We start from the raw sequence: 12,922 nt of genomic DNA, 5'->3' as shown, positions 1-12,922 counted from the left end.
TTCTTTTATTTTTGTTTTAATAATAGTTGTAAGGCTTTCTTCATATACGATTCAGTTGATGAAAGTTGATGATCTTCATCAAGTTGTGGTCGAATTTTCGTTAACTCACGCTCCGAATATCCTAAAGCCGTTAGCGCTAGTAATGCTTCTTCTAATTCATGCTTATTCGGATTTACTCCGAATAGTGGCAATTCATCTTCTCCACTTGGTAACTCAACAGTTTCAAGTAATGCATCTAGTTTCCCTTTTAAATCTAGAATCATTTGGCGAGCAGTTTTCTTTCCGACTCCAGGGAACTTTACAAGGAAAACTTCATCCTCTTGTTCAATTGCTTGAATAACTTGAGATGGGTTGCCACTTGCTAAAATGGCCATTGCTCCTTTAGGCCCAATACCTGATACTTGTATCAGTTTACGGAATAGTTCACGCTGCTCTAGTGATTTAAAAGCAAATAAAAGATGTGCATCTTCTCTTATGTGATGATGCGTAAAGACTTGCAGTGATTCCTTTTGAACATGAAACGCAAACGGATTTGGCGTATATAATTGCCAGCCAATTCCTTGCTGCTCCATGACAATATATTCTGGAGTAACTCTTGTTACTTGTCCTATTATGTAGTCATACATGGCAATTCCCCTTATATTCAACGCTATGATTATAGCATATTATTTGTTAAATTAGGATGTCAGACCTTTGTCCAAATGGCAGTAGAAAAAGATAGATCGCCTAAACGACCTATCTGAAGCTTTATTTGTCATTTTCTTTTCCCAAAAAAGACAAACACCTATTCTATTTCACACTTCCACTATCATACCATAATTTTGGCCAAGATGAGAGCGCCACCTTTGTAAATGCCACAAGTTCTTTGATGAAAGCCGCTTTGCGCTGTGTAGCAATGACATCAACATAAAGCCATTCTCTTAACAGCTCGTTAGGATAACGAATCGCCAGTAAGTGCTCTTTCGGAAATCCCCGCAAAAGTGGCTGCTCCTCTAAAAGTTTAGGCAAATTATAATCGACATGAGGAAGTACACGATGCATCCACATGATGATTTCATCTTCAGCATGACCAACTGCCGCTAAATCAAAATCAATCAAATACACCTTGCCTTTCTCCGTCATTAGAAAATTATGATGTACAACATCTCCATGCAGAATTGTTGGTTTTTTATTTTTTAGTAGTTGCATACTCTTTAACGCTTGTTCCGCATATATAATAAGCTGATCTACAGCTTGGGCGCCCAAAAACTGAGCTATTTGTTCTTTTTTAGCCTTGAATTTCGACAAACGATCCTGCCATTTCAATTGTAAATCATATTGTGGCAAAAATACCCCGAACTCAGACCAATTAATGTCACTATTTGTTGCATGTAATTTATATAATAAATCTAATGTCTTTGTACGTTCTTCTATACGATCAAATTTTACTGCTCGCACATTAGATGCCCAAGGTTGCACAATAGCAGTAGGATCATCATTGGCAATAACCGGTAATACATTCGGGAATTTTGCCTTTTTTAATTGTTGATGAACAATACGAACCTTGTCAGCCGTCCCTTTATTCGCGTAGCGTTTAATCGAATAATTATGCCCATTAATAGTCCATTGCCAAACGTTTGGCTTAACCCTCCTGAAAATACCGCTTTGATTCACATCAATTATAGTCTACAGAGGCTCTCGGCTGCGGGTACGGTTGTGGTTGCTGACAACCGCACGAAGACGTATTCCAATTTGGCATTGGCATTGGCATCGGCATCGGCATTGGCATTGGCATTGGCATTGGATAGTATTGCATTGGCATACTTGGCATACTCGGCATACTTGGCATACTTGGCATACTTGGCATACTCGGCATACTTGGCATACTTGGCATACTCGGCATACTCGGCATTGGCATACTTGGCATACTCGGCATACTCGGCATTGGCATACTTGGCATACTTGGCATACTCGGCATCATCATGTCAGGTTGCTGCCATTGTTGTCCCTGAACTGGCCACTGCGGTTGCATTGGTTGCTGCCATTCAGGTTGCATTGGTTGTAGCGGACCATAATGATGTCCCATAAAGGGAGACTCATCAAATCCACAATCTCTAGTTGATTCAGGCATTTGCCAGCCTGTTGGCGGACTTTGTGGCATTCCCATTGGTGGGCTCGGCTGCATTCCCATTGGTGGGCTTGGCTGCATTCCCATTGGTGGGCTTGGCTGCATTCCCATTGGTGGGCTTGGCTGCATCCCCATCGGCGGGCTCGGCTGCATCCCCATCGGTGGCCATGGCTGTTGATTTTGCCAATTTGGCATTGGCATCGGCATTGGCATTGGCATTTGTACTGCACCTCCCCACTGTGGCATTTCTGATGGCGGACACGGTTGCATCCCCATTGGTGGACATGGCGGCATTTCTGGTGGACATGGTTGCATTACAGGTTGCATTACCATTGGCGGAATTGGTGGTGGTGCACTTGGTGGCAACTCCCCTGATGGGCCTGTTTGTATTGGTTGTGCTGGTTTATTTTCCCGTAACGGTTGAATAATTATTTCCTCTTCATGTTGTTCAACAAACTCTATACGTGTTTTGACGGGACGTTGTTGTACATGTGGATGCACATGTGGAATTGGTACTGGCTCCACAATAGGTGCCTCTTTTACATGTTGAATTGGCGCTTCTTTCACATGATGTATTGGCGCTTCTTTCACATGATGAGTTGGCGCTTCTTTCACATGATGAGTTGGTGCCTCTTTCACATGATGAGTTGGTGCCTCTTTCACATGATGAGTTGGTGCCTCTTTCACATGATGAGTTGGTGCCTCTTTCACATGATGAGTTGGTGCTTCTTTTACATGATGTGTTGGTGCATGATGTGTTGGCGCATGATGTGTTGGCGCATGATGTGTTGGCGCATGATGTGTCGGTGCTTCTTTCACTGGCTGATGTATTGGCGCTCCTGTTGCTGGGTGCTCCTTATGTGATTGATTCGGCGCTTCTTTCTTTGGTACAGCAGGCAAGAAAATTTCCATACCCGGTACGATATAATCCGGATTCGCCAAATGAGCATTTAAGCGTTTCAAATCTTCAAAAGAAATGCCATACTGCCTTGCGATTTTCCATAGAGTATCGCCTTTTTGGACCGTATGAGTGCGCATTTTTTTCCTCCTTCCGTCTTCGTATCATATGAAAAGCTTTCACAATTGGTCACCCGATTTTATATTTCAGTGAGGGCCTTTCATGTTACACTATGAGTTGGGAAGGGCAATTTATGCTTGTATTCGAGGTGATTTAGATGAAAAAATTATTAGGAGAAGAACGAAGATCAATGCTTTTGGACATGCTTAAGCAAGAAGGACAACCAATTACGGGTACTGAACTTGCTAAACGCACCAGTGTTTCGAGACAAGTAATTGTCAGTGATATGGCCTTATTAAAAGCACGTAATGTACCGATTATGGCGACAAGTCAAGGGTATGTATTATTTACTTCTAATGAAGATACAACCCGTTGTGAACGCCAGATTGCATGTCGGCATACATCTGCCGATACAGAAGAAGAATTAAATATATTTGTCGATGCCGGAGTCACAGTGAAAAACGTTACTGTAGAACATGCCGTATATGGAGAGATTACTGCTTCCATCATGGTCTCTAGTCGTCATGACGTTCAACAATTTATGCAAAAGCTAGCCGATACAAAATCGAATCTTCTATTGGAGTTAACAGAAGGGGTTCATATCCATCTTATTTCTGCTTCCTCTGAAGAAAAAATAGATTTTGCCATACAACAATTACAATCGAAAGGCTTTTTAATTACGACAAATTAAATTTCAGCATACAAAAAACTCTTAGCAAAAATGCTAAGAGTTTTTTTAATCTGTTTTTCAGTCATGACCATTTTTGTATGTATAATAAGTGCCAAGTGATTTTACTGAGCATCCTAATGCAGATAGCTCATCCATCGCACCTCTCATCATTGGTGCATTTTCATCTTCTAGTACGTCAACGATAAAGAAATAGTCACCTAGACCTGTTTTTAACGGTCTTGACTCGATTTTACTTAAGTTGATTTGACGCCATGCAAATACGGATAGTACTTGATGTAATGCTCCTGAACGGTCATTAGGTAATGTAATCATTACCGTTGTTTTTATTTGTTCATCACGATGTTCCCTTTCAATCCGTTGATTGGTTCTAGATAGAACGAAAAAGCGTGTATGATTAAAATGGAAATCATGAATATTATCTTGGACAATGTTTAAGCCATACGTTTCTGCAGCTGAACTGTTACCAATTGCAGCAATACATTGATCGGGGTTTTCAGCTATATACTGTGCTGCCGCTGCCGTCGATGTCGTTGGATTTAACGGAGTCCCTCTAAATCTGTAGTACAAATATTTATGACATTGAGCAAGTGCATGAGGGTGTGAATATATACCCTCAATGCCTTCCCAATGATCAGCGTATTTTGGATTTACCATTAAATGTTGTGCGATTGGAGATAAAACTTCTCCAACTACATATAAATCCGCTTCATGATATAAATAGTCAATCGTTAACGGTACAGATCCCTCAAGTGCATTTTCTACAGGTACTACTGCTAAATCTACTTGACTGGATGCGACCGCTTCAATGCACTCTGGAATTGTTTTGTAAGGAATAAGCCATTCGTTTGGAAATAACTCTTGCGTAGCTAAATACGTAAACGTGCCTGCTGGGCCTAAATAAGCCACTCTATTTTCCCACTCTTTTGATGTCAATTCAAAAAAGCCCCCTTATAATGCTCCTGAACTAATTACCTCTGCTGACTCTACAAAATCTAATTTTTTTAGTTGCTGTATTAAATCATCTAACTCTATATCCATTGCTGTCACATCTAACGATAATGTCACGTTCGCTCTTCCTTGTATCGGAATCGTTTGATGAATAGTTAAGATATTACAATGTGTATCTGTGACAGTCGATAATAGACGTGCTAATGTCCCTTTACGGTCTTCTAACTGTAAAAAAACAGTTAAAATACGTTCTTGAACGATAGAGTGGAAGGGGAAAACAGCATCTCGGTATTTATAAAATGCACTACGAGATAAATCTACTTGCTTAACAGCATCCCATATTGATGAAACGGCACCTGTTTGTAATAAATACTTCGCATCAAGTGTCTTTTGCATGGCATCTGTTAAAACATCTTCGCGTACTAAATAATAGCGTTGATCTGCTACATTTTTCATCTCTTTCCCCCCTAAATACTTACTCTATAAATTCAAATTCGAATTCAAGTAATCGAACAATATCGCCGTTTTCAGCGCCACGTTCTCTTAATGCTTCGTCAACGCCCATACCACGTAATTGACGAGCAAAGCGTCGAATTGAATCTTCACGACTAAAGTCAGTCATTTTGAATAATCTTTCGATAGAAGAGCCACTTAATACGTAAGAACCATCATCGTCACGTGAAATTTCGAAGTCTGGACCTTGTGATTCATGTTTGTATAAAACAGTTGCATCCGTTTCTTCTTCTTCCACATCGTTCAATGCAAATTCAGGTGTTACTTCTAATAAGTCTGCTACAGCGAATAGTAATTCTTTCAATCCTTTACGTGAAACAGCAGAAATCGGGAAAATTCTCGCGTCTTCTCCAACTTTTTCACGGAACGCTTGTAAGTTTTCTTCCGCATCAGGCATGTCCATTTTATTGGCAACAATAATTTGTGGACGCTCTGTTAAACGTAGATTATATTGTTCTAATTCTTTGTTAATCGTTAAGTAGTCATCGTAAGGATCGCGACCTTCCATACCAGACATATCAATCACATGCACGATTACTCGCGTACGTTCAATATGACGTAGGAATTGATGTCCTAAACCTACACCTTGGTGAGCTCCTTCGATTAATCCTGGTAAATCTGCCATAGCGAAACTACGGCCGTCCTCTGTTTCAACCATACCTAAGTTCGGCACAATTGTAGTGAAATGATACGCACCAATTTTCGGTTTTGCTGCAGTAACAACTGACAGTAATGTTGATTTACCTACACTTGGGAAACCAACTAAACCTACATCTGCTAATACCTTTAACTCTAATATAACATTAAGTTCTTGTCCTGGCTCGCCTTTTTCAGAAAGTTCTGGCGCTGGATTTGAAGGTGTAGCAAAACGAGAGTTTCCTCGTCCTCCACGTCCACCACGAGCAATAACTGCTGTTTGACCATGTTCTACTAAATCAGCAATAACTCTACCATCTTCTTCAGAAGTTACGATTGTACCAGGTGGCACTTTTACATAATAATCTTCCGCATTTTTACCGTGTTGGTTTTTACTCATACCATGATTACCGCGTTCTGCTTTAAAATGACGTTTATAACGGAAATCCATTAATGTACGTAGTCCTTCTTCAACGATAAAGATTAAGTCTCCACCGTTACCACCATCGCCACCTGCTGGGCCACCATTTGGTATAAATTTTTCGCGACGGAAAGCAACCATACCATCTCCGCCGTCTCCACCTTTAACAAACACTTTAACGTGATCTACAAACATTTAAATACCCTCCTTGCTTGCTTCTATGCAATAACACCAATCTTCATTTGTAAAATGATCATTTTTAATCATTATGGATTGATGCTCTATTTTTTCTTTGAATGGCTCCATATCCCATAAGCCTTTTAAATGAAATGAAATTTCTAATTGTTCTTGCGTTGAGTTGATGTGAAGTGATAGATTTTGCTCTATATATGGGTTTAATGAAGAATATACATAGGAGACAGTCCGCTCTAAATGATCTTTGATCGGTCCATCTAATGCTATATCCACCTCAGAATCAACGTTACTTTGGATAGTTACTTGATAGGACGGATAACGCCATTTCAATGTGTGTAACCATTCAATCGTTTTTGGTAATCCTAATTGATTAATATTGAAAAAGATACGACATTGTTCGGCCACTCCAGAAATTACTTCCTTCGATTCCTCTACACGTCCCATGTCCAAATTAATCTTTATTAGTTGAAGCTGATTTAAAAAATCATGGTGTGCAAAGCGTAGCACTTCATTTACGGTGAGAGGCTTTCCAGTCATTGTACACACTCCTCCAATAAGATGTTCAGTCTTCAGTATACCAATTTTTCATCGGTTTTTCTCGCATTAGAAAAACAAGGCTTCCGCTAACTTGAGCGAAAGCCGATTTAGAACAGGAACTGGTTACTAAAAACATACTTTTTACCAGTGAATAATAAAAGTGCAATCGTGCCCGTTCACCTCAGCCAAGCGTTGGAAAGTCCAAAGAGAAAGTGTCTTGCTTACTTTCACTTGAAGATTTGAAACGACTTAAAGGGAGGCACTAATGCCTAGACATGATTAAAAGTTATATACTTGCTTATTCATTTAAAAAAGGACTGCAATAAATGCAGTCCTTAGCTTTTGAAATTAAGCTTCTTGAGCGACAGGGTATACACTTACTTTTTTCTTGTCGCGACCGTAGCGTTCAAATTTAACTACGCCGTCAACTTTTGCGAAAAGTGTATCGTCTCCACCGCGGCCAACGTTTTCACCTGGATAAATTTTAGTACCGCGTTGACGGTAAAGAATTGATCCACCAGAAACGAATTGACCATCAGCACGTTTAGCTCCAAGGCGTTTTGACTCAGAGTCACGACCGTTCTTAGTAGAACCTACCCCTTTTTTCGAAGCGAAAAACTGAAGATCTAAAGTTAATAACATCATCTGTTCCACCTCCTACATTTGGGAATATGATATCTTAATATATTGTCCGTAACTTTGCACAATTGTATACAACTGTGCAACCATTGTTTGAACAACTAATTGTAAGCGACTGTCTAATTCTTCATCTAAATCGGCTGGCAAAGTGACGTGGAGATATCCACCTTCACCCTCTTGCTGAATAGTAGGTTCAACATTTAATAGTTGGTACATGGCATTAACAGTGCCAAAAGCAATTGCTGATGCGCCTGCACACACTAAATCTTTCCCTGATTCATCAAAATTTGCGTGACCTTTCATTTCAAATGAAGATACATGTCTTTTTTCATCGTGATTAATCGTTACTTGGATCATTTAATCACCTCACTATTAAGCGTTGATAGCTTCAACCACTAATTTAGTGTAAGGTTGACGGTGACCTTGTTTACGACGGTAGTTTTTCTTAGCTTTAAGTTTGAAAACAACGATTTTCTTTTGACGACCGTGTTTTTCAACTTTAGCTGTTACAGTAGCGCCTTCCACGAATGGAGCACCAACTTTAACCGCTTCGCCACCTACGAATAAAACTTTGTCAAAAGTAACCACTTCACCATCTTCTGCGTTTAATTTCTCAACGTAGATTTCTTGGCCAGCTTCAACTTTGATTTGTTTACCACCAGTTTCGATAATTGCGTACATATCTGCACCTCCTCTTATAACTCAGACTCGCCCTCAATCAGGTGATCCCGAAAGATACTTAAAACCTTTTCAGCGCGGTTGTAGTAGCACGGGTGCTACAAACAATAACATTAAAATACTACCACATAGAAACTATTACGTCAATATATTCAACGCATACTTTTCAAATGCTTTAGTATATTTCCGATATCTCCATTCTTTTATATTTTGAAATAATATAAATAAAAATAAAAAGAGCAAAAATACGGACTTTGGTAATAATAAAATACAGCACAGTAGAACCACTAAACATGTAATAATTGAATACTTTAAAAAAAACTCATGTATTTCATATAGGGGTTGTTTTCCGCTTAATAAGATTTCGATTATTCGGCCACCATCTAAAGGCCAAATTGGCAATAGGTTAATAATTAAAATGAAGAATTGTATGTATACCAGTGGTTCTTGTATCGCCCCTGGCATGAATAGAGCTAAAATCAAGAGAAAAAAAGTAGCAATCGGTCCAGCAGCCGCAACTACTAACCTATGCTTTTTACGAATCAACTGTGTTTTCGCAAGTCTTATTTCCCCTCCATAAGGCATAATCGTACAGTCTTTAATGATGAGCTTATATTTGCTAGCAGCTATTAAATGTCCGCATTCATGCCAAAGTAATGAACCGAGAATCATGGCATAGTGAGCTACATTACCTGATAACAACAATATAATTATTATCGGTATCATCGTGGGATGTATGCGAAATTTTAGTACTTTTATTTTCTCCCTCACTTCAACCACTCTTTTATCGCGGTTGAATCAAGCATAGTACCCTTATTCTCAACTTGTAGATAAAGACGTCCCGACGTTAAATTTGAAATTGTTTCTCCTTCCTTAACTGAGGTGTACGGTAATATTGTCAATTCATCTAAAAAACCATACGTAACATTTTCACCATCTTCATAAATGACTGTCATCGTCTTCCCAAGCGATTGCGTATGGCCAGTGAAAATGACAAGTCCATCTTGTTTGGCACGTATACTAATATTCTCTTTATAAGACAGTAAAGTACCGTTCGAGAACGGCTGTAAAGTGGAAAATGTTGCTAGCTCTCCCTCATATAAAGGAGCTGTTACAGTAATTGAATCATCTTGTTTACCATCTGGATTAAGTAAACCCTTTGTCCAATTTCGTAGCACCACGAAATCTTCACCCGTACTCGTAATTTGCTTAATATTCGTCTGCATCGTACCATTTTTTTCAAGTGTTGAAATCATAACAACACTAAATGTAATGAGGAATGCCAAAATCCACTTCAATTTATTCTTCAAACTCTTCACCTCATAGTATTCTTTATTGCAATATATGAGTAGAGAAGGTACTTCATTCATTTACATGTTATATATAAACTTTATTTAGGGAGAGAAATAAATAAAGTTATAAAGACTCTTTTGTACTATAACTGAAATTCAAGCTCTACTTCCACCTTCCATTTTCCCCTAAAACAAAAAGACTACTCTACACATTTTAAATGTGGAGTAGTCTAACTAATCGAGAACAATATTTTTCGGACTTTAAAACTTGTCCAGTATGGACGAGCATCTACAGAACTTATTTAGAAAATAATGATTTGAGTTTAGCGAATACACCTTTACTCTGACCTTCTAAAGTCATAAGTGGAACTGATTCACCAAGGATTCGTCGTACGATGTTGCGATATGCTAAAGCCGCTTGTGTAGTCGGCTCCATCACAATCGGCTCACCTTTATTGGATGAGCTAATCACGTTCTCATCATCTGGAATAATTCCTACCAAATCAATTGATAAGTGTGTAGTAATTTCGTTCACATCTAATGTATCGCCGCGATTCATTAAATGTGGACGAATCCGATTAATAATTAATTTAGGCGGTTCTATTTCTTCTTGTTCTAACAGACCAATAATACGATCTGCATCACGCACCGCTGAAATTTCAGGTGTTGTTACAACTATTGCTTTGTCTGCACCCGCAACAGCGTTTTTATAACCTTGTTCAATTCCGGCAGGACAGTCAATTAACACAAAATCATAATCTCTTTTTAATTCACCAATTAACTGCTTCATTTGTTGTGGTGTTACTGCTGTCTTATCTGTTGTTTGAGCAGCGGGCAATAAAAATAGTAATTCATCAAAGCGTTTATCTTTTACAAGCGCTTGGTGAATTTTACATCGACCTTCAATAGCATCTACTAAATCGTAAATAATGCGGTTTTCTAATCCAAGGATAACATCAAGGTTGCGTAAACCGATGTCTGTATCAACTAAGCATACTTTTTTTCCTTGAAGGGCCAATGCAGTTCCTAGATTTGCAGTAGTCGTTGTTTTACCAACGCCTCCCTTACCAGAAGTTATAACAATTGCTTCTCCCACATTAGCTTCCTCCTTTAAACGTTGACAGATTTGGCCTAAATAAACGCAAATCTTGCAAGCGGTCAATCGTAATATGACCATTTGAATGTATATACGCACATTCCATTTCAGGTGTTTCAGACAAAACGGCTAATTCATTTGTCATAAGTTCCATCAAGTCAGCAATCAGTAGATGGGTTGCTTCAAGCCAAGACGCGGCTATAACTGCTTCACGGTTACCTTTTGCACCCGCATGAGCAATTCCTTTTAAACGTCCTAAGACGAAAATACTACCGCCCGCTTCAACTTTAGCGTTAGGATTAACATCTCCAACAACTACTAAGTCACCTTCAGCACGGATCGTTTGTCCCGATCGCACGATACCAACATAAGTAGCTGATCTGCTTTCTACCACTCTACGATTACTTTCCTCAACAGAAATTACATCGCTCTTAATCTTTGAAACTTTTAAATGCTCGGATTGCTGAACAATATGCAAAATTCCTTTTAATTGTTCTTCATCACAATAACGATTTCCTAATTGAATCTGTACTTCAGCTTGACCTTCCATACCTTCTTCGGACACCTTACGCTTAAGTTCATCGACTAACTCTGAGTAAGCGCATTGATCGTCTAGTCGAAGCACAAGTCCATCCTTCGTACCTTTAATATAGACTAGCTGCTTTGTCGACAAATGCGTCACCTCACGATTTTATTATAAAATGGATTGATTTGCTTTTTGCAATACGCGCGCTTGTATTAAATATCTAAACGTCCAACCAAGCATGATGAGGAAAATTGAGTTCGCAATCATTGTTGGTATTAAACGCTGATTTAAAAATTCTGAAAATGGAATAGTCGTAAATGAAATTATTAAGAAAAATTGATGTAAGATAATCTCTAATAACGCGACTAATAGTAACGATAATGTTGTTGTTACAAATAAATGCTGATGGATATATTTTACTGTAGAACCTGCTATAAAACAAATAAATGGGTACAAAAATGAATATAATCCAATAATATCAATGTAGAAGATATCATACAAGAGCCCAAAAATTAATCCATATAGCATAGCTCGTTTTCGATTGTAGTAAATCGAAAGAAATATCAAATATAATATTAAAAATCTCGGCACTAAATAAGCTAACTCACCATTCCACTTTATCGGCGAAAATAGGGCAAATTCAGTTTCCAAAAAGAACAACACAACAGCGACTAGAGGAATTAGAGAACGCACCATCATTCTCCATCCCCAGTCGTGTTAGTAGTAGTTTTATTTGTTTCGTCATTGTTAGTACTATTACCATCAGAGCCATCAATATTAATAGATTCTCTTTTCGCAATAATAACATGATCAAGCATTGAAAAGTTAGCAGCTGGTTTCACATAAGCAAGTTTTGTTAAACCATAATCATCTGTAGTAACTTTAGTTACTTCCCCAATTAGAATACCTTTCGGGAAAATACCACCTAAACCAGATGTCATTACTTTATCGCCTTTTTTCACTTTCAAACTAGAGTCAATACGTTTTAGTATTAATTCGTTACGTTTCTCATCAAAACCTTCTATTAGGCCGAATACTTGTTTTTTATTTGCAACAACTGCTGATACACGATAATTCGGATTATTGGTAGTCAATAACTCTACTTCTGATGTATACGGTGTCGTTTGCACGATTTTACCAATTAAGCCTTCAGATGTCCTAACTGCCATGTTGACTTTAATCCCATCCATCGTACCTTGGTCCAAAATCAACTTTTCTTCCCATTGATCAGGATTTCGTGCAATAACAGTTGCTTGAATTGGATTGAATTTCTTCAAATCCTCTTTTTTGTCAATTATAGCTCGTAGCTTGTCATTTTCAATCTTCAAATCATTGACTTCGCCCTGCAGTACTGCAAATTCTTCCAAACGCGATTTTAATCTTTTGTTTTCATCATACGTGTTTAATAATGCATCGACATTATTAAAGATTCCTGTTATGTAGTGAGCCGGTTTGGACACTAGAGATTGTCCAAAACCGACTGTATCTTTAATAATTTGTTCAGGAAGCGAGGCGTTTTGACGATCGCGTAAGGAGAAGCTAATCAATGCCACGAGGAAAATTACGCCGACAAGCAGCAAAATTAATCGCTTATTCGAGAAAAACTGTGGCATTGCCTAAACCTC

17 protein-coding genes and 1 other annotated feature are annotated in these 12,922 nt (G+C 38.5%); of the genes, 1 reads left to right on the top strand and 16 read right to left on the bottom strand.

The genetic code is table 11. From position 1 onward, the window contains the following. Positions 1–5: 5 nt before the first annotated feature. The 3 genes from ruvA to AC3IS5_RS05560 form a co-directional block, all read right to left on the bottom strand. Positions 6–626, bottom strand: a complete 621-nt coding sequence (gene ruvA / locus AC3IS5_RS05570; RefSeq protein ID WP_489426915.1) for a Holliday junction branch migration protein RuvA — start codon at positions 624–626, stop codon at positions 6–8. A gap of 163 nt (positions 627–789) precedes the next feature. Then, on the bottom strand, positions 790–1,653 hold the full coding sequence (locus AC3IS5_RS05565) for a phosphotransferase (RefSeq protein WP_489426914.1): 864 nt from the start codon (positions 1,651–1,653) through the stop codon (positions 790–792). 1 nt (position 1,654) lies between these two features. Beyond that, entirely contained in the window at positions 1,655–3,145 is a 1,491-nt protein-coding gene (locus AC3IS5_RS05560) for a LysM peptidoglycan-binding domain-containing protein (RefSeq protein WP_489426913.1), read from the bottom strand. A gap of 170 nt (positions 3,146–3,315) precedes the next feature. On the opposite strand from AC3IS5_RS05560, the gene AC3IS5_RS05555 reads away from it, so the two are divergent. After that, positions 3,316–3,816, top strand: a complete 501-nt coding sequence (locus tag AC3IS5_RS05555) for a transcription repressor NadR (protein WP_489426912.1) — start codon at positions 3,316–3,318, stop codon at positions 3,814–3,816. 57 nt (positions 3,817–3,873) lie between these two features. Here the strand turns inward: AC3IS5_RS05555 and pheA are convergent, their stop codons facing one another. The 13 genes from pheA to mreC all read right to left on the bottom strand — a co-directional run bounded on the left by pheA (position 3,874) and on the right by mreC (position 12,910). Next, positions 3,874–4,749, bottom strand: coding sequence for a prephenate dehydratase (gene pheA / locus AC3IS5_RS05550; protein WP_489426911.1), 876 nt, complete (start codon positions 4,747–4,749; stop codon positions 3,874–3,876). Between the two features lie 15 nt (positions 4,750–4,764). Further along, positions 4,765–5,220: an ACT domain-containing protein gene (locus AC3IS5_RS05545; RefSeq protein ID WP_053416474.1), complete on the bottom strand. Its 456-nt coding sequence runs from the start codon at positions 5,218–5,220 to the stop codon at positions 4,765–4,767. A gap of 19 nt (positions 5,221–5,239) precedes the next feature. After that, positions 5,240–6,529 (bottom strand): GTPase ObgE, encoded by a 1,290-nt coding sequence (obgE, locus tag AC3IS5_RS05540; RefSeq protein WP_489426910.1) that lies wholly within the window; start codon positions 6,527–6,529, stop codon positions 5,240–5,242. Then, complete coding sequence (locus AC3IS5_RS05535) at positions 6,530–7,066, bottom strand: Spo0B domain-containing protein (protein ID WP_489426909.1); 537 nt, start codon at positions 7,064–7,066, stop codon at positions 6,530–6,532. 348 nt (positions 7,067–7,414) lie between these two features. After that, complete coding sequence (gene rpmA / locus AC3IS5_RS05530) at positions 7,415–7,708, bottom strand: 50S ribosomal protein L27 (RefSeq protein ID WP_038188306.1); 294 nt, start codon at positions 7,706–7,708, stop codon at positions 7,415–7,417. Positions 7,709–7,723: 15 nt separating this feature from the next. Beyond that, positions 7,724–8,062 carry a ribosomal-processing cysteine protease Prp gene (locus tag AC3IS5_RS05525; RefSeq protein WP_489426908.1) on the bottom strand — a complete coding sequence of 113 codons (339 nt, stop codon included), beginning with the start codon at positions 8,060–8,062 and terminating at the stop codon, positions 7,724–7,726. A gap of 15 nt (positions 8,063–8,077) precedes the next feature. Next, positions 8,078–8,386 carry a 50S ribosomal protein L21 gene (rplU, locus tag AC3IS5_RS05520; protein WP_038187403.1) on the bottom strand — a complete coding sequence of 103 codons (309 nt, stop codon included), beginning with the start codon at positions 8,384–8,386 and terminating at the stop codon, positions 8,078–8,080. Between the two features lie 13 nt (positions 8,387–8,399). Beyond that, positions 8,400–8,476 (bottom strand) — a sequence feature (ribosomal protein L21 leader region). Positions 8,477–8,521: 45 nt separating this feature from the next. After that, a complete protein-coding gene (locus AC3IS5_RS05515) occupies positions 8,522–9,154 on the bottom strand; it encodes a site-2 protease family protein (RefSeq protein WP_489426907.1) in 633 nt (210 codons plus the stop codon). Next, the gene (locus AC3IS5_RS05510) at positions 9,151–9,693 is read right to left on the bottom strand and encodes a peptidoglycan DD-metalloendopeptidase family protein (RefSeq protein ID WP_489426906.1); all 543 of its coding nucleotides are present in this window, start codon (positions 9,691–9,693) and stop codon (positions 9,151–9,153) included. Before AC3IS5_RS05510 ends, AC3IS5_RS05515 begins: the two co-directional genes overlap by 4 nt. A gap of 280 nt (positions 9,694–9,973) precedes the next feature. Continuing rightward, positions 9,974–10,771, bottom strand: a complete 798-nt coding sequence (minD, locus tag AC3IS5_RS05505) for a septum site-determining protein MinD (RefSeq protein WP_489426905.1) — start codon at positions 10,769–10,771, stop codon at positions 9,974–9,976. Between the two features lies 1 nt (position 10,772). Then, positions 10,773–11,444, bottom strand: coding sequence for a septum site-determining protein MinC (gene minC, locus AC3IS5_RS05500; RefSeq protein WP_489426904.1), 672 nt, complete (start codon positions 11,442–11,444; stop codon positions 10,773–10,775). Positions 11,445–11,465: 21 nt separating this feature from the next. Further along, entirely contained in the window at positions 11,466–11,993 is a 528-nt protein-coding gene (gene mreD, locus AC3IS5_RS05495) for a rod shape-determining protein MreD (protein ID WP_489427821.1), read from the bottom strand. Beyond that, positions 11,993–12,910 (bottom strand): rod shape-determining protein MreC, encoded by a 918-nt coding sequence (gene mreC / locus AC3IS5_RS05490; protein ID WP_489426903.1) that lies wholly within the window; start codon positions 12,908–12,910, stop codon positions 11,993–11,995. The genes mreD and mreC overlap by 1 nt, the downstream gene beginning before the upstream one ends. Between the last annotated feature and the right edge of the window lie 12 nt (positions 12,911–12,922).

The organism is Viridibacillus sp. KH_047 (genome assembly GCF_057838945.1).
Note: the sequence above shows the minus strand (reverse complement) of the source record. Positions and strands in the feature narration are given on the sequence as shown.